The 17,290-nt window shown below is 71.7% G+C and carries 11 protein-coding genes and 1 pseudogene; 6 read left to right on the forward strand and 6 right to left on the reverse strand.

Annotated features, from left to right (window positions below):
• Positions 1 to 38: 38 nt before the first annotated feature.
• The gene (locus ACFQ6N_RS24855; protein ID WP_380652973.1) at positions 39 to 857 is read left to right on the forward strand and encodes a hypothetical protein; all 819 of its coding nucleotides are present in this window, start codon (positions 39 to 41) and stop codon (positions 855 to 857) included.
• Positions 858 to 1,013: 156 nt separating this feature from the next.
• Here the strand turns inward: ACFQ6N_RS24855 and ACFQ6N_RS24860 are convergent, their stop codons facing one another.
• Together ACFQ6N_RS24860 and ACFQ6N_RS24865 are read right to left on the reverse strand one after the other, a co-directional pair.
• Positions 1,014 to 2,693 carry a CocE/NonD family hydrolase gene (locus tag ACFQ6N_RS24860; protein ID WP_380652976.1) on the reverse strand — a complete coding sequence of 560 codons (1,680 nt, stop codon included), beginning with the start codon at positions 2,691 to 2,693 and terminating at the stop codon, positions 1,014 to 1,016.
• 258 nt (positions 2,694 to 2,951) lie between these two features.
• Positions 2,952 to 3,131: pseudogene (locus ACFQ6N_RS24865) on the reverse strand (transcriptional regulator); the annotation flags it as partial.
• Positions 3,132 to 3,540: 409 nt separating this feature from the next.
• Here ACFQ6N_RS24865 and ACFQ6N_RS24870 point away from each other — a divergent pair.
• Both ACFQ6N_RS24870 and ACFQ6N_RS24875 read left to right on the forward strand, forming a co-directional pair.
• Positions 3,541 to 4,263, forward strand: coding sequence for an LURP-one-related/scramblase family protein (locus ACFQ6N_RS24870; protein WP_380652979.1), 723 nt, complete (start codon positions 3,541 to 3,543; stop codon positions 4,261 to 4,263).
• Between the two features lie 117 nt (positions 4,264 to 4,380).
• Positions 4,381 to 4,863, forward strand: a complete 483-nt coding sequence (locus tag ACFQ6N_RS24875; protein ID WP_380653007.1) for an alpha/beta hydrolase — start codon at positions 4,381 to 4,383, stop codon at positions 4,861 to 4,863.
• Here ACFQ6N_RS24875 and ACFQ6N_RS24880 read toward each other — a convergent pair.
• Entirely contained in the window at positions 4,823 to 5,395 is a 573-nt protein-coding gene (locus ACFQ6N_RS24880; RefSeq protein ID WP_380652982.1) for an NADPH-dependent FMN reductase, read from the reverse strand. The two genes, ACFQ6N_RS24875 and ACFQ6N_RS24880, sit on opposite strands and share 41 nt — an antisense overlap.
• Before the next feature lie 164 nt (positions 5,396 to 5,559).
• Between ACFQ6N_RS24880 and ACFQ6N_RS24885 the strand changes: the two genes are divergently transcribed.
• The 3 genes from ACFQ6N_RS24885 to ACFQ6N_RS24895 all read left to right on the forward strand — a co-directional run bounded on the left by ACFQ6N_RS24885 (position 5,560) and on the right by ACFQ6N_RS24895 (position 8,491).
• Positions 5,560 to 6,453 (forward strand): pirin family protein, encoded by an 894-nt coding sequence (locus tag ACFQ6N_RS24885; protein WP_380652985.1) that lies wholly within the window; start codon positions 5,560 to 5,562, stop codon positions 6,451 to 6,453.
• On the forward strand, positions 6,450 to 7,664 hold the full coding sequence (locus tag ACFQ6N_RS24890; RefSeq protein ID WP_380652988.1) for an MFS transporter: 1,215 nt from the start codon (positions 6,450 to 6,452) through the stop codon (positions 7,662 to 7,664). The genes ACFQ6N_RS24885 and ACFQ6N_RS24890 overlap by 4 nt, the downstream gene beginning before the upstream one ends.
• A gap of 152 nt (positions 7,665 to 7,816) precedes the next feature.
• The gene (locus ACFQ6N_RS24895; RefSeq protein WP_380652991.1) at positions 7,817 to 8,491 is read left to right on the forward strand and encodes a TetR/AcrR family transcriptional regulator; all 675 of its coding nucleotides are present in this window, start codon (positions 7,817 to 7,819) and stop codon (positions 8,489 to 8,491) included.
• Here ACFQ6N_RS24895 and ACFQ6N_RS24900 read toward each other — a convergent pair.
• From ACFQ6N_RS24900 to ACFQ6N_RS24910, 3 genes are all read right to left on the reverse strand, one after another.
• On the reverse strand, positions 8,442 to 10,025 hold the full coding sequence (locus ACFQ6N_RS24900; RefSeq protein WP_380652994.1) for an amino acid permease: 1,584 nt from the start codon (positions 10,023 to 10,025) through the stop codon (positions 8,442 to 8,444). The genes ACFQ6N_RS24895 and ACFQ6N_RS24900 overlap by 50 nt on opposite strands.
• Before the next feature lie 226 nt (positions 10,026 to 10,251).
• Positions 10,252 to 11,016 (reverse strand): hypothetical protein, encoded by a 765-nt coding sequence (locus ACFQ6N_RS24905; RefSeq protein ID WP_380652997.1) that lies wholly within the window; start codon positions 11,014 to 11,016, stop codon positions 10,252 to 10,254.
• A 227-nt stretch (positions 11,017 to 11,243) separates the two neighbouring features.
• On the reverse strand, positions 11,244 to 17,276 hold the full coding sequence (locus tag ACFQ6N_RS24910; RefSeq protein WP_380653000.1) for an RHS repeat domain-containing protein: 6,033 nt from the start codon (positions 17,274 to 17,276) through the stop codon (positions 11,244 to 11,246).
• Between the last annotated feature and the right edge of the window lie 14 nt (positions 17,277 to 17,290).

A 17,290-nucleotide genomic window follows, 5' to 3' on the forward strand; every position in this document is an offset into this window, starting at 1 on the left:
GGTGGCGTCCCGGTTCTGGTGTCGACCATCCTGGGTGGATGGCCGACCGTGCGAACTTCGTCGTTGTCCGCGAGAGCGGTGAGTACGAGCTGTACCTGTCCCGGTTCGGGGCGGTGGGGCTCGACCTCGACCTGCTGGCGGGGCCGGCGGGGGCGCTCTCGATGGTCCGGGGCCTGCGAGCGGACGACTGGTGGCTGGACGATGCGCTCTGTCAGGGGGCGGCGCTGCTCGACCTCGGCCGGAAGGTTCTGATGCTGTTCGCCTGGGAGGGGCCGAGTACCGTGATGCGGTACCGGGCCGCGACGCTGGAGCTGCTGCGGGAGGCATGGGCGGGCTGGGACGTGCGGTGGGTCTACGACGGCCCCGCGGAGTTGCGGACGTATCTGGGGCTGGACCCGGAGAAGGTGCGTGACCGCGCGGGCGACACCCTGGTCGGGCACTTGATCGACCCGGGGGACGAGGAGTTGACGGACCCGGAGCCGATGGCCGTGGTGGTCACCGTCGGGTCGGACCGCTGCTACGTGGTGGCGAACGTCTCCGATCATCCGATTCGGGAGGGCACCGCATTGCTCGACCGGCTGGCGGGCGGCCCGCGGCACGATGTGTGCCGGGCGCCGGCCGAGGGCGGGGTCCACGTCGATCCGCTACGGCGCAGGGTGGGCTGGTGGACGCTCGGGGCGTCGGCGCAGGCGTACGAGATGCCGCGGAGGTGGCCGGGGTGGACGGTGGAGTTCTGGCAGGACCGCTGGGACGAGCATGTGCGAGCGAGCCATGGACGTTTCGACCCGCCGCCCGTCGAGGGTGGTCGTGCCCTGGCCGAGGTACGCGCGATGGCCGACCGCGGGCGGGACAGCTGAAGGCGCCCGTGGAGTACCCGGTCAAGTCCCGCCCGGGGCCGGGTACCCGAGAACGAGGTCTCGGGTACCCAGCAGGCGAGTGGCACGGGAACGTGCACGGTGAGGGCGGGCGCGCCCCTCACCGGCCGGGCCGTGGCGCCCACCGAGGCGGGGGTGTTACGCCAGGGTGGCGAGGGGGATGTCGATGTAGGACTCGTTGCCCTTGGGGGAGGTGATCTCGAGGGCGGCGGGGACGGTGTTCTCGTCCGCGAAGAACGGGTCGTAGCTGTCGATGATCAGCTGCAGCCGGCGGCCCTTGGCGAGGACGTAGTGGGCGGGCTGCAGGCGGAAGGTCACCGTGGCGGTCTGCTGGTCGGTGAGGGTGTAGGGGGCGTGGGTGATGATCGCGGCGCGGCCGGTCGCCGGGTCGCAGTCCAGCAGGTAGGCGGTGAGGGTGGCGTTCTTCGTCTGCGGCCTCACGGTGAGCCGGGCCTCCAGGTCGCCCTGGACGCGCATCGGTTGCTCCAGCGGCGCCGTGGTCCAGACGGCGGCGACGTCGCGCTTGATCTCGGCGGTCTTGTAGACGTGCGGAAGGCCGACCCGTTCCATCAGGCCGGTCTGGACGAGCTTCGGTGCGACGACGATCCCGGTGTCCGGACCGGCGGCCTGGACGGAGTGGGTCCAGCCGGGCTGCGGCTGGCCCTGCGCCATCGGCGCGTCCTGCTTCCCGGCGGGCACGGCGCCGAGGTGGAAGCGCTGCTTGGGGAGGGCGTAGTCCGCCCAGTCGGTGTGGGTGAGATCGGACAGCAGGTTGTGCATGTACTCCGAGCGGATGCCGAACTGCGGCGCGGCGCCGTCGCCGGCGTTGCCGCCGAGGTGGTGGTCCATCCACCGGTAGGTCATCTCGGTGGGCTTGGAGATCCCGCCGAACAGGCCGGGCAGCTCGCTGTTGCCGTGGTCGCCGATCTGTACCAGCAGCGACTTGGGCCCCTGCAGCTTGGTGAAGAGGTCGACGACGGCGGGTACGGAGAAGATGGTCTCGTGCCAGGAGGTGGTCATCAGGATCGGCAGCGCGCGGTCGTTGTAGGCATTCAGCTGCTGGATCGGCGAGCGGAGCTCGGCGAATGCCTTGACCTCCTCGTCGATGACGTTGTCGCGGATCTTCTTGATGATCTTCTGGAACTCCGGCGAGCAGCGCTCCTCGTGGAACAGGGCGACGAGCGCCTCGAACGCCTTGGTGTGCCGGGTACCGTTCTCGAACAGCGAGGTGAACAGGTCGCCCCAGGCACTGCTGCCCGCCACGGCCTTGACCCGCGGGTCCCGCGCCGCCAGCAGCAGGCCGGTACCGGCACCGTAGGAGGCACCGAAGCATCCGATCCGGTCCGCGTCGACGCCCTCCAGCCCGGCGAGGAAGTCGAGGATCGCGACTCCGTCGGCGACGTCCTGGGGGCCGGCGACCTGGATCTCGCCCTCGGAGCGGGCCAGGCCGCGCTGGCTGTAGGCCAGGACGGCGTAGCCGCCCAGCGTCCAGCGCGGGATCATGCCGAGGTAGGCGAGTCGGCCGAGGTCGTTCAACGGTGCGGGCATGACGATCGTGGGACAGGTCTGGTTCGGCGCGAGGTTGCGCGGCATGCTCAGCCCGGCGTCGATCCGGGTGCCGTCCGCCATGGCGATCTGGAACTCCCGGTACTCGGCGATCTCCGCCTGCACCTCGTAGGTGTCGGCAAGACCCCACTGGTCGAGCCTGCCGATCCGGCGCGGCGACGGGTCGAGCAGCGCCTCGCGGATCGCGTCCAGCCTGGCGACGTCGTCGGGGCTGAGGGCGAACGGGTTCTCGGGGGATCCGTTGACCGGCATGGATGGTTCCGCCTTCCGTGGCAGTACATCTGATGATCTTTCATGCACATGTTCGTCCCGGCGTGATCATCCCCGGCAAGCAATCCACACCATTCACTCGAATGAGTGACCGATGGCTGGTGAAACCCCGGATGGAACGATCCCGCGCGTACAAGGAACGACGCCCGGATCGGCCGCGCCGCGCGCCGAGCGGTCCCAGCCGCGTGCCGAGCAGGCCCGGCCGCGTGCCGCCCGCCTGCGGTGACGTGGTACGGGCTGTCACCCGGCGGACCGCCGGGCCCGGTTCGCGGTGGCGTGTACGGAGCCGAGCAGGCTGAGGGCCTCGGCGCTGGGGCTGCCGGGTTCGGCGTGGTAGATGATCAACTGCTGCCCAGGGGCGTCCCGGACATCGAACGCGTGGTGGGTGAGGGTCAGGGCGCCGACGTCCGGGTGGTGGAAGTCGACGTCAACGAGATCGTCGTACGACCGGCGGCGAGCGCCCAGTGACGGGCAGGGAACCGCGATGCCGGACAGTCGGTGCGCGCCGCCGGGCGGACTCCTCGAAGCGCGTGGACCCGTCCGTACGCCGCGGTCTGAGGACATATCGGATGCATGCCGGTGCGCACGTCCGCGGTTCGGGCTCCGGAGGTTCCGAGGGCCGGGGTGGCCTCCTCCGGGGCGGGTCGTCCGCCCGCAGACGACCGGCTGATGTGATATCAGCCACACTCGCACCGCCGGTTGCCATCCGCTTTACGTTCGCAATACCGGAACTTTCAGGTCGAATTCGCGACGCGAGGTCCCGGGCGGACCCGGGGGCCGTGCGAAATGATCTGGCTATCCGCAGAGGATTGGGCCTAGCCTGCCCGCCATGTCCCAGAACACGAACACCCCCGGTTTCCCCGGGCAGTCGGCCGCTCCGGCCGGCGACTCCGCCAAGGTCCAGCGTCAGGTGCGGCAGCAGGCCGGCGTCGGACCGGTCCTTGGCGGTGGCGGCACCCTCTTCTCCGAGCCCGTCCTGGTGGTGAACCAGAAGGCCAAGCTGATCGAGCTGACCAACGAGTACACGGTCTTCGACCAGCAGGGCGCCACGCTGGGCTCGGTGGTCCAGGTCGGTCAGGGCGCTCTGCGCAAGGCCATCCGGCTGCTCACCTCCCTCGACCAGTACCTGACCCACAAGTTGGAGATCCGTGACGCGCAGGGCACCCCGGTCCTGCTGCTGACCCGCCCGGCGAAGCTCATCAAGTCGCGGGTGATCGTGCAGCGTCCGGACGGCCAGGAGGTCGGCCAGATCATCCAGCAGAACGCCATCGGGAAGATCAACTTCGCGCTGGAGGTCGGCGGCCGGAAGGTCGGCGCCATCAAGGCGGAGAACTGGCGGGCCTGGAACTTCTCGATCGTCGACGAGACGGACACCGAGGTCGCCCGGATCACCAAGACCTGGGAAGGCCTGGCGAAGACGATGTTCACCACGGCCGACAACTACGTGCTCCAGATCCACCGCCCGCTCGCCGACCCGCTGCTCAGCCTCGTCGTGGCGACCGCGCTGACCGTGGACACGGCGCTGAAGCAGGACGCCCGCGGCCTCGGGTAACCGCGAACCGCGCGCTGTCCGGAGCCCCGCCCCCGACCGGGAGGCTTTCGGGCAGTACCGCCAGGACGTGCTCCGGGACCGGGCCGCGTACCCGCCGGCCGCGACCTGGGGGCCGACATCCAGCCGTGCGCGTTCTGGACGTCGTCGGCCGGCGAACCGGCCACCGTGGTGGACGACGACGTCGACGCGCCGATCGTTCGGAATCAGTGGGACCCGCGGACGACGCCGACCATGGCGCAGGGGATGCGCCGGGCGCCGCACGGTTCGCGGATGGTCACGGTGGCCGGTGGTGAGGGTCGCGGGGTGGTGGTGAACGGCCCGTCCTGCGCCGACACGGCCGTCACGCGGCACCTCACCACGGGCCGGCTGCCCGCCAGGGACCTGACCTGCGGCGGTCGGGTACCGCAGGCGTGGCGAAGCCCCGCCGGAGCCCAAGGGGGCCCGGCGGGGCTTCGTGCTGCGTGGGGGCGGCGGGTTTCGGGGTCGTCGGGCGCCGCTGGGGCTCCGGCGGGCGCCGGCGGGGCGCAGGCCGGGTGTCGGTCCCGGCGCTCGGGGCGGGTCAGGAGCGGGCGGCGTCGATCTTGCCCTGGAGGGCGGTGAGCAGGGCCTTGAGGATGCCGGCGGTGCCCTCGTCGGTCAGCTCGCCCTGCTCGTCGAAGCGCTCGTGGGAGCGGAAGGCGACCAGCTCGGGCTTGACCACCACGTCGCTGTCGGTCCAGACGAAGACCTGGCGCAGCGCCAGCTGGGCGCGGACGGAGCCGAAGTTGGTGGGCGCGGCGCCCATGATCGCGGTGGGCTTGCGGTGCAGCGGCAGGCCCTCGGTCTTGCTCCAGTCGGTGCTCAGCCAGTCCAGGGCGTTCTTCAGGACGCCGGGGATCGAGTAGTTGAACTCCGGGGTGGCGATCAGCAGGCCGTCCGCCTCCAGCACCTTGCGGCGCAGCTCCTCGACGACGGCGGGGCGCACACCCGGGTGGTCGAGGTCGTAGTCGTAGGGCGGGATCTCGCGCAGGCCGTCGTAGATCTCGATCTCCATGCCGGCCGGGTCGAGCTTGCGGGCGGCGCGCAGCAGCGCGGTGTTGTGCGAGTCGGCGCGCAGCGAGCCGGAGATGGCGAAGACCTTGGACGCGCTCATGGCGGTGCTCCTTGCGGTGTGGGTGTGGGTGTGGGTGTGCCCGGTGCCGGGCCGGCGGGTCGGCGGTCGTTCCGACGCCGAGAAATCTAAACCGTTCAGTTCAATGCGTCAACCAGACAGTTCAGTCTTGACTCTGAACTGAATCGTGTAGTTCAGTTCTCGGCATGACGACGACTCAGCCCGCCGCGGCCCAGGCCGCCCCCGTCCGCTCGACCACCACCGTCATCGATCCCGTGCACACCTTCGAGGGCGCCGGCTTCCCCGTCCGCCGCCCGTTCCCGGTGGCCGAACTCCCGATGCTCGACCCGTTCCTGATGGTCGACCAGACCGGTCCGCTGCTGCTCGCCCCCGGCGAGGCCAAGGGCGCCCCCGCCCACCCGCACCGCGGGTTCGAGGCGGTCTCCTACCTCATCGAGGGCTCGATGGACTGGGCCGACTCGACCGGCCGGCGCGGCACCAGCGTCGCCGGCGAGGTCGAGTGGCTCACCGCCGGCGCCGGCATCGTCCACTCCAACGAGCCGACCGCCGAACTGCTCGCCCACGGCGGCCGCCAGCACATGCTCCAGATCTGGGTGAACCTGCCCGCCCGGCTGAAGGACCTCCCGGCCCGCAGCCAGAACCAGGGGCCCGACACCATTCCGGTGGTGCACACCGAGGACGGCAGCCGGGTCAAGGTGATCGCGGGCCGCAGCCACGGCGTGGCCGGACCCTTCGAAACCCACCTGCCGGTCCTCCTCGCGCACGCCGTCCTGCCCGCCGGCGGGCGGGCCGAGTTCACCGTGCCGGCCGGTCACAACGCCGCCGTCTACGTGCTCTCCGGCGCCGTCGAACTGCCCGACGCGCCGCTCGCCGACGGCCAACTCGCGGTGCTGGCACACGACGGCGAGCGGATCGCCGTCGCCGCGCCGGACGGCCCGGCCGAGGTGCTGGTCCTGGCCGGCGAGCCGATCGGCGAGCCGGTGGCCCGCGGCGGCCCGTTCGTGATGAACACCGCAGCCGAGCTCCGGCAGGCCCAACTCGACTTCTCGAACGGCAAGTTCGGGAGGATCCCGGCATGAGCCCGGGAGCGCTGGACACGGCGGCGGGGGCGGACACGCTCCCGGTGGAGCCGCCGGAGGGCAGGACCGGCCGGGGCGTACAGGGGTCGCTCCGGACGGGCCTGCTGCTCGCGGCGGTCGCCGCCCCGGGGGCGGCCGGACTCTCCAGCCCGAGCCTCGTCCTGCCCGCCATCGCGCGGGAGCTGCACACCGGCCCCGGCGCCGCCGCCTGGCTGATGAGCGGCTACGGGCTCGGCATGATGCTCGGCACCCCGCTGCTCACCGGCACCGCCGGGCGGCGCGGCCCCCGGGCGCTGCTGCTCGCCTCCGCGGGGGCGCTGCTGCTCGGCGTGCTGGTCACGCTCGCCGCCGGAACGGCCCTCGGCCCGCTGGTCGCCGGGCGCGCCCTGCAGGCGGTCGGTGCGGCCGGGTTCAACGTGGCCGCCTTCCAACTCGCCGCGCGCCAACCGGACGGACGCGCCTCCGGGGTCGTCGCGATCGGCAGTGCGGCGGGCGGCACCGCCGGCCTGTTCATCGGCGTGGCGGTGGCGGCCGGGCTGGGCTGGCGGGCCTGCCTGGTGCTGCCGGTGCTGACCCTGGCGGTGCTGCCGGCCGCACTGCGCGGGTGCGCCGGGCCGTCGGCGGGCCCGGCGGCCGGACCGGCAGTCGGATCGGCAGTCGGATCGGCGGCCGGGACCGGACCGGAGCCGGCGCGGGGCGCGTGGGCGGCGAGCCGCTCGTTCCTCGGCCTGGACGCCCTCGCGGTGCCGCGCTTCCGGGCCGTCGCGGCGGTGATGCTGGTCCTGGCGACCGTCAACTTCGGCCTGGTCTACGGCGCGCCGCGGCGGGCCGCCGCGCTGACCGGATGGAGCGCCGTCCAGACCGGCGCCGCCGGCTCGCTCGCCGCCCTGACCGGCGCGCTGCTCTCCTGGTCGCTGGTGCGCGCCGCGCCCCGGCTGGGCCTGCGGCGGACCGCCGGCCTGCTGCTCGGCGTCTCGTTCGCCGCGCTCGCGCTCGCCGCGTTCGGCCCCTGGGCGCCGCTGGTGCTCCTGGGCGCCGGGGCCGGCGCCTGCGTCAACGCGGGCGGCCAGGGCGTCCTGACCGGCGCCGCCGCCGAGGCCGTGGCGCCGCAGCGGCGGCCGGAGGCGATCGGGCTGTTCAACCTGGTCTTCCTGCTCGGTGCGGCGCTCGGCCCGCAACTGGCGGCGTACGTCGCCTCGCTGCCGCACTGACCGGACGCCAGGCGCACCTACCGAGCCCGGATGCCGGAGGCCAGGCGCACCTACCGGGCCCGGATGCCGGACGCCAGGTGAACCAACCGAACCGTTCAGTTTCCTATACTGGCCCGTACCGTCTCCCCCCGAGCACCCGAGGAGAACCCCCGATGGCCGCCGACAGCCCCCAGCCGACCGACGAGTTCGGCATCCCGATCATCCCGGGGCCGACCGACGCCGCCCAGCGACGCCGGCAGGCGATCATCGACGCCGCACTCGCCGAGTTCCTCAAGGAGGGCTATTCGGCCGCCTCGATGGACGCCATCACCGCCCGCTCCGGCGTCTCCAAGGCGACCATCTACAAGCACTTCGGCAACAAGGAACGGCTCTTCCTCGCGGTGATCGGCGGCATACTGCCCACCACCTACGAGGACCTCAAGCCGTGGAACTCCACCATCGCCGAGGCCGACGACCTGCGCTCCGCGCTGATCACCCTCACCCTCGACTGGACCCGCATCCTGCTGCGCCCCGACATCATGTCGCTGCGCCGCCTGGTGATCGGCGAGATCGACCGCTTCCCCCAGCTGGGCCAGCTCTGGTACCGGGTCAGCTACGACATGAACAACGGCCCGCTGATCGAGGCCTTCGCCGAACTGGACAGCCGCGGCGTGCTCGCCGTGGAGGATCCGGCGCTGGCTGTGCAGCAGCTGGTCGCCTGCACGGTGGGCGTGCCTCAGCTGGTGCGGACGTTCAGCCCGGAGGCCGAACTGGACGAGGCCGGGATGCACCGGATGGTCAGCTCCGGGGTCGACCTGTTCCTGGCGCGGTACGCGCGGGAGCAGTGACCCCGGCGCCGACCCCGGCGACGGCGGGCCCGGCATCCGGGGCCGCCGTTACCGCCGGTCCCACGACCGCCGGTCCCACGACTGCCGGTCCCACGACCGCCGGAACGCCGGCCGTCGGTGCCGCGTCCCGCCCGCGCCCGCGCCGGCGCCGCCGCACCCCGGCCACCAGCAGCAGCACCGCCGTCCATGCGCCGGTGCAGAGCACCTGGCTGCGGCTGCCCGGGTCCACCAGCATGAACACCAGCACCCCGGCCATCGCCGCCAGCGCCAGGTACCCCAGGTACGGGAAGCCCCGCATCGGGGCCGCCCTCGGCACCCCGAGCTCCTGCCCCCGTTCCTGCCCCTGCCGCCGCCCCCGTCCGTGCAGCCGCAGGTGGGACGCGGCGATCAGGATCCAGACCACCAGGATCGCCGTCCCGATCGAGTTCAGCAGGAACGGGAAGACGGTCTGCGGCCACAGCAGGCTGAGCACCACCGACGCGAAGCCGAACGCGGCCGAGGCGAGCACGGCGCGGCCGGTCCCGACTGCGCCGCCGGTCCCGACGGCGCCCTGCCCGCCCTGCCCGCCCCGGCCGCGCCGGGTCAGCAGGCGCGGGGCGTCGCCGCGGGCGGCGAGGGCGTGCAGCATCCGCGAGGAGCCGTAGATGTTGGCGTTCATCGCCGACAACAGGGCCACCAGCACGACGGCGTTCATCAACTGCTCCGCGCCCGGCACCCCGATCCGGCCGATCGCCGCCGCGTACGGGCCGCCGGCGACCGCCGGGTCGTCCCACGGCACCACGGCGACGATCACCGCCATCGAGCCGATGTAGAACAGCGCCACCCGCCACAGCACCGTGCGCACCGCCCGGCGCACCGCGGCCACCGGGTCGTCGCACTCGGCGGCGGCGATGGTCACCGTCTCCAGCCCGCCGTACGCGAACACTGCCGCGACGGTGCCCACCGCGACCCCGTGCCAGCCGTGCGGCAGCAGTCCGCCGTGCGCGGTCAGGCTCTCTGCGGCCGGAGTCCGGCCGGTGAGCACGGCGGCGGCGCCCAGCAGGATGAACGCGCAGATCGAGGCCGCCTTCACCCCGGCGAACCAGAACTCCAGCTCGCCGAAGTGCCGGACGCCCGCCAGGTTCGTCCCGGTGAACAGCGCCATGAACGCCGCCACCCACACCCAGGCGGGCACCTGCGGCAGCCATCCCGCCACGATCCGGGACGCCCCGATCGCCTCCGCGGCCACGCTCACCACCAGCAGCGCCCAGTACATCCAGCCGGCCAGCAGCCCGGCCCACGGCCCCCAGGCGCGGGCGGCGTGCGCGGAGAACGACCCGGAGCCGGGGCGGGCGGCCGACATCTCGCCGAGCATCCGCATGACCAGCACGGTCAGCACCCCGGCCACCACGTACGACACCACGATCCCGGGCCCCGCCGCGGCGATCCCGACGCCGGAGCCGACGAACAGCCCGGCCCCGATCGCACCACCCAGCGCGATCATGGCGATGTGGCGCTGTCTCAGCCCACGACTGACCGACCGGTCCTCGGACATCACGGCTCCCCCCGTTGTGATCCAACCGGGGGAGATCTTGGCCCCGACTCCCCGTCGCGATCAAGTCCCCCGGCCGACCCGTTGTGATGCGGAGGCGGGTGGTGGCGGGCGGAGGCGGGCGGGGGCGGGTGGTGGCGATGACGGTCCGGCGGATGTCGGCGGATGCCGGCGGTGCGGGAGGTTCGCACGCCGGTGCGCTGACGCCCGTACGGCGTGATGCGCTGCGTCAGAAGTGGAAGCGGAGCCGGATCACCAGGCAGTCCCCCGGCAGGGTCTCCAGGTAGTCGTCAGCGAACCGGTGGTAGCTGCCGAACCGGCCGAGTTCCCGGCCCCAGTCGTCGACGGTGCCGTCGATCCACTGACCGTCCAGGAGCAGCAGGTAGTCCGTCGGGATGACCAGTTCCGTCTCACGGCGGACGAACTCCGCCTCGTCGCCCCGGAAGTGGTGGAGCGGGTCGGTCAGGCGCGGGAAGAGGCCGCAGACCTCGGGCGAGCTGTCGGCCGCGCTGATCAGCGGCTGCTCGAAGTAGTCGGCACGGGCTCGGGCGACGGGGTAGCCGACGAGGTCCTGGCGAGCGCGTTCGACAAAGGTGTCGAACGGCAGGGCCGGCGGGAAGTCCGCGGCGAACGTCTCCCATGCCCGCCGGCGTTCGGCGGCGCGCGCGGCCACGGGGGCCCGGGCGGCGTCGAAGTCGAGGAGGGCACGCGGGCCGCCGTCCCACCGCGAGGGGATCCGCTGCCGGGGGGTGCCGTTCGGCAGGACCGGGTTGAAGATCAGGCGGGGGTCCGCCTCGTCGGCGGGGGCGACGGGGAATCCGTCGCCGTCGTGCCCGCCGTAGATGTGCCAGGCATCCCATTTGCCCTGCCAGGCGGGGCCGCCGGGCTGCCGCACGTAGTCGTAGTCGTAGGGGGCCATGGCGGCCCCGATCGCCGCCGTGACCTCATCGGGCGGGGTCGGGGGGAGGCAGACGGTCAGGAGATCACGAGCCATGGTGCGCGCCTAAGGGGATGAGTGCGTGAGGTCTGGAGGCCGAAGGATACGACCCGGTGATCCTACTGACGCAGGTCTGCTGAGGAAGGGCAGGGGAGGGGCGAAGGAGGGCCGGGGGAAGTGCCGGAGGGGATGCGGTCGGCCCCGGGCCGGCCCGCGCCGATGCGGCGGCGGGCCGGCCCGGGGCCGGGATCCGGCGGTTCAGCCGGTCCGACTGCTGTGACCTGCTACGCGATCGGCACGTAGGGGTTGGTGATCCTCTCGCGTGTACCGCTGAAGTCCAACGGATCGAAGATGTTCTGGAGGGTCAGGTCGATTCCGTCCTGCCAGCCGTAGTCCTGGATGTCGTCCTTGGCCTGCATCGCCGTCAGCGGCGCCGTGATGATGCCGAGCACCGGAATCCGGCTGAGGGCCCCGAGTCGGCTTCCGCTCCTGGGCGCCCGCGGCTTCGGAGCCGCCGCCGGCGGCTTCGGCGGGGTGACGCTGACCTTCACCGAAGCACGGCTGTCGAACGACCCGTCCGCGGTGATGATCCGGACGTTCTGGTTCCCGGCGAAGTGGTCGGCGATGTCCTTGGCCAGGGCGGCGTTCTCCGCGACGAGGACGACGCCTCCGGCCTGCGCCTTCCCTCTGACGTCCATCTTGTTGTTGATCGTCCCGATGGCACCCTCGAGGCTCTTCCCGCCGGTCGCGTCCATCGTCTCGACGCTGACGATCTTGCCGTTGCGCCAGGTGACCTTGATGAAGTCGGCCGTGGTGCCGATCGGCACGCTGTTCCCGTTCACATCCGCGATGGTGTTCTTCTGGAGGATCGGATTGTCCTCGTCCTGCAGCAGGTACCGCACGCCGCTGCCCGACTTCGACCCGTCGTACCAGTTGCCGGACTTCTTCAGGTCGTCGTTGATGGCGCGGTAGGCGATGCCCTCGTTGGGGTTGGCGAACTTCTCGGTCTCGGCCAGCACGTGAGGCACGCCGTAGCCGTCCCAGATGACGTTCTTGCCGTCCTGGACACCCTGGGTGTTGGCGTTCGTCGGCTTGATGTGGTTGCCGGCGCAGTCGTCCGCGTGCTCCCGGCAGTAGTTGCGCTCGTCGGGGTCGAACAGTCCGCTCGGGTCGCTGCGGTTGAGCGGGCTGCTGTGGGCGTAGGTGTAGCCGTTGAGCGACTGCGGGTCGGCCTCGGCGAAGACCGGGTCGATGCTGATGAACCGGCCGGTGGCGGGGTCGTAGTCACGGGCCCCGAGGTGGACGAGCCCGGTGGGCTCGTCGGTGCCGCCGACGAAGCCGCGGCTGCCCGCCCAGGTGGCCGGGGCCGCGCCGCGTGCCGAGCCGAACGGGGTGGTCCGGCGGACGCCGGCCGCCCCGGTGACGGCGTCGATGTTGAGCGTCGCCGTGCCGTGGTGGTCGCCGACCTGGAACGTGACCTTGTTGTCGTCGGTGCGCAGCGCGGTCGCCCCGCCCAGCTGGTAGTAGCGGACCGCGGTGGGCTTGGCCGCGCCCTTGACCAGGGTGAGCTCGGTGTTGCCGAGGCTGAGGGTCCACTTCTCGCCGGCCGGGTCGGCCGTGTCGAGGTTGTGCGTGAGGAGGCGGTTGCCGATCGCGTCGTACAGGTAGTCGGTGGTCCTCGTCGTGGTGCCGGTGGTGCCGCCGACCGTGGTCTTCACGGTGTCGGCGACCTTGTCCAGCTTCCCCTCGGAGTTCCAGACCAGCACCTGGTCGCTGGTCCGGTTGCCGGAGGGCTTCAGGTGGCGGCCGACGGTGTTGCCGGACGCGTCGTACTCGTAGGTCTCGACGGCCGGGGTGCCGACCGAGCCCACGGTCGAGCTGGTGCTGTCCAGGGTGTGCGGACGGGTGCCGGTCGCCGCCGGGTACCCGTAGCCGGTCGTGGTGTCGAGGGTGGGGTTGCCCTTCGGGTCGTGCCGGGTCTCACCCGCCCGGGTGCCGTTGGTGTTGTAGGTCCAGCTGTTCCAGTACGGGGCCGGGCCGCCGAGGGACGCACCGTCGGGGGCCGACGGGCAACTGGTTCCGGAGGGCGTGAACGCCTCGGTGAGGCGGACCTGGTAGTCGTACTGGAAGCACTGCCGGTCGACGCCCGCGGACGTGCTGTCGGTCAGCGCGGTGATGTTGCCGGCCTGGTCGTAGGTGTAGGCGGCGGCCCGCAGTGCGCCGGTGACGCCGTACTCGTCGGTGCGGCTGGAGGCGAGGCGCTGGGTGCCCCACTCGTAGGAGTTGGTGACGTAGACGTCCTTGCCCGGGGTGCCGTTGCTCAGGGTGGACTGCAGCGGCTTGCCGGTGAGGCTGAAGGTCTGGGCGGTCTGGTAGCTGGTGAGGCCGGAGACCGCCGTCGCGCGGTGGAGCTGGTCGTAGGTGAAGGCCAGCGACTCGGCGGGCAGGTTGCCCGCCGCCGGGTAGGAGACGGACTGGGGCAGGCCGTCGAGCCGGTAGATCGCGCCGGTGACGTAGCTGCCGGCGAGTGCCTCCTGGCCGGGGACGGACGGGATGGTGACCGTGGAGCGGGTCGCGCGGCCCAGCGGGTCGTAGAGCGAGTTGGTGGTCTTGTACTGGTAGGTGGTGCCGTTGACCGTGGCGTAGCGGGTCGTGGAGGAGAGCATCCCCTTGTTGCCCGTCGGGTCCCACACCGTGGAGGTCATCAGCGGACCGGTGACGGAGCCGTCGTGGGTCTCCACCGGCCGGGACAGGTTGTCGTAGACGGTGGCGACGGTCCTGCCGCGGCCGTCGGTGGTGCTGACCAGCTCCGCGCGGTCATTGAAGACCTTGACGGTGGTGCCGGAGTCCGGGTCGACGGCCTTGGTCTGCCAGCCGCGCTGGTTGTACAGCCAGGTCCACACGGTGCCGGCCGGGTCGGTCAGCTTGGTGAGGTGGCCGGCCGGATCGTAGGCGTAGCCGGTGGCGTCGTAGCCGGTGAGGGTCCGGTCCTTGTACTGGCGGACCTCGGTGGTGTGCCCGGCCGCGTCCGCGATGGTCGTGGTCGGGACCGCTCCGATGGGCGGGACGACGGTGACCCGGTCGCCGTTGTACTCGGTGGTCGTGGTGGAGAGCGGGACGCCGACCCCGTTGCCGGCCAGCACCGTGGACGTCACCACGCGGCCGAGGCCGTCGAAGGTCTTCGCGGTCTGGGTCTCGACGCCGGTGGCGTCCTCGACCTTGAACAGGGTCGTGGTCGGGGCGCCGGTGGCGTAGTACGGCGTGTAGGCGAGGGCGGCCTGGCCGCGTTCGTCGTAGAAGTTGTCGCTGAGGATGCGGCCGCCGTTGTCACCGGGTGCCTGGGTCTGGCGCACCCGGCCCAGGCCGTCGTACAGCGTGTAGGTGGTGTCCTGGGAGCCGTCGGCGTTCAGGGTGAGCGACGAGACGGAGGTGATCTTGCCGTCGGCGATGTCGTAGGCGAACTGGTGGTTGGGTGACTGGCCGGTGCTCTTCGAGCGGTTGGGCAGCCAGACCTTCGTAATCCGGCCGAGGCCGTCGTACTGCAGGTCGGTGCGGCGGTTGTTGGCGTCGATCGTGTCGGCGTTCAGGCCGCGGACGGGCTCGTAGTCGGTCGTGACGGTGTGCGCGGTGGCGGTGTTGCCGACGACGGACGGGGCGCCGGTGGTCTTCGACTGCGTCGGCCGGCCGGTCGCCGGGGTGTAGGCCGTGGTCGTGGTCCTGGCGAGCGGGGTCGCCGTGCTGACCGGCGCGGTGGCCCCGGTGAGGTCGTAGACCGTGCTGACGGCGAGTTCGGTGCTGGTCAGCGTCCGCCCGTAGCCGTCGAAGGCGGAGGTGTTGCCGAGGTAGGTGGCGCTGTTGCCGGTGCGGGACTTGAGCGTCTCCGTCCGCGTGACGTCGCCCTTGGTGGGGGCGGCGCCGTGGGCCTGGCCGTCGAAACTCACCCGGGTGTCGGCCAGGACGGCCGAGGTGCCGTCAGGCTGGGTGTCCCGGTTGACGTTCGCCGAGCAGTTCGCGGCGACGGTCTCGGTGCGGATCGCGGCCGCCAGGATCCAGGCCGGGGCGTTGTCCGCGTAGGTGATCCGGGTGCACTTGTCGTCAGCGGCGTTCGCGACATCACCCAGGTCCTCGGACTGGGTGGTGCGGCCGTAGCCGTCGACGGTGGTGCTGCTGCGGGTCTCGCGCCAGGAGTTCCCGGCGCCCTTGTCCAGCGAGGTGAAGGAGCGCCGGACCGACGTGCCGGTCAGGTTGGCGGTGGTGGTGCCCCAGTCGCGGACGCGCTTGGCGGTCTCCTTCTTCCACGGGGTGCTGACGGTCTTGCCGAGGATGACGCCGCCGGGCTTGTCGTACTGCTCGGTGCGGTACTCGTAGCCGGCCCACGCGTTGTCGTCGGTGATCGTGGTGCCCTGGCCGTCGTCGACGGTGACGGCGCGCTTGCCGTTCTTGTCGGCGGGGTTGTTGCGGTCCTGGTCCATGCCGCGCAGGAAGTAGTGGTCGGCCTGGGTGGCCATGCCGGTGACGCCGCCGGTCTCCACCCGGGTGCGGGCGTAGCCGCGCCACTGGGACCAGGTCTTGAGCTTCTCCCGGGTCAGTCCGTCCTCGTCGTCGAAGTGCCAGGCGGCGTCGCCGAGGTAGGTGTAGTGGGTGACCGAGTCGGGCGCGCCGCCGGTGCGGTCGGTGGCGATGACCGCGTCGACGACGTACTTGTTGAACCACTCCGTGGTCACCGGCACGTCGTTGGTCGGCTGGTACATCTGCGGGAAGCAGCGGGTGGTGTTGGTCTGCGGGGTGGGCAGGTTGTTCCAGTCGCACGCGGCGGCCGAGTAGTTGACGTCGATCTGGCCGCCGAGCTCGTCGGTGACGGTGCCCAGGCGCTGCTTGATGAACGGCATGCGGCCGTCGCCGACCTTGTCGAGCCGGTTGGCGAGCTGCTTGTAGGCGAAGGTGGTCTTCGGCAGGGCGACGGAGGGGGTGGCGGAGGTGCCGGTGTGCTTGATCGAGTCCAGCAGGAGCTGGTAGTCGAAGTCGGCGGTGCCCCACTTGTGGGTCAGGTCCCAGGTGTCGACGGTGGCGTAACTGCCGTCGGCCTGGAGGGTCTTGGCCGCGATCTGGGTGAGGCGGGTGCGGGTGAAGAAGGTCGGCGAGTACTGGCCGGTGCAGTCGGTGCCGTCCTTGCAGTTCTGGTCCCACGGGGTGTCGTACCAGTACTGCCGGTTGGTGTCGATCTTCGCCGGGTCGCAGAGTGCGGCGTTGCCTTCGAGGCAGCGTTCGGCGGTGGAGAAGTCGACGCGGCCCATCGGCTTGACGGTGGCCGAGTAGAGGTCGCCCTGCTGCTGGCCGTACTCGATGTGGTCCAGTCGGCCCCCGCGGATGTAGGGGGTGCGGTCGCTCGCCTTGAGGTTGCGGCCGTAGTTGTTGGTCTCGGGGGTGTACCAGTAGGTGATGTCGTTGCCGTGGGTGTCGACCACCAGGTCGAGGTTCCACCGCCAGCCCTGCTGGCACCAGGAGGACGCGAAGTCCGCGCCGTTGCAGGGCTCCCCGGCGTTGTTGCCGAACACCGGGACGGTGTAGACGGACTTGGTCTCCGGCTTGCCGGCCGACCAGTTCGGCAGGCGGTTGTAGCCGAAGTAGTAGGAGGTGCCGTCGGTGGTGGTGGCGCGGAAGTACTCGCCGTCGTTGTCACCGTTACCGCGAGCGATGTCCCGCAGCCTGGTGACCTTGGTGTTGTCGTCGCCCTCGATGCGCCACTCGTCGTCGGAGACCGGGATCAGCTCGCCGGAGTGCCCGCCGAAGCTGATGGTGGCGTTGTCCGTCCCCCAGCACAGGTCCCCGGGCTCGGAACCGTTGGACTTCGGGGCGCCGTCGTCGGCGCAAGGCTTGTAGCTGCGCTCCACGAAGCCGGGCGAGAGGTCGAAGCCGTCGCCCGCCCAGGAGGCCTGGTTGTTGCTGTTGGACGTGCGGCCGTCGATCCGGCCCGAGCTGTACGACAGCCCGAGCTTGGGGGTCAGTCCGCCGGGTACCGCAGTGAGCGGAATGTCGTACGACCAGCTGAACGAGCCGCTGTTCAGGGCCGTCGACCAGGTCGAGGCGGAGGACAGCGGGGTCGCCTTGTAGTTGCCGCTCGGGCCGGCGCTGCCGGTCGTGGCGGCCAGCACCATCGCACCCGGAGCCGCTGCCAGCCGCATCGACCCGGCCGGGGCCGTGGTCAGCGCGTCGGCGGCCACCGTCTGGTGTTCGGCGTCGTTGCCGCCCGGCAGCGGGGTCTGCACCCGGCACTCGGGCAGGTCCGGGGTGGTCAGCGCGCACTCCGGCAGGCGCACCAGCTTCAGGCGCG

Source organism: Kitasatospora sp. NPDC056446, from assembly GCF_042796115.1.
Classification (GTDB): domain Bacteria; phylum Actinomycetota; class Actinomycetes; order Streptomycetales; family Streptomycetaceae; genus Kitasatospora.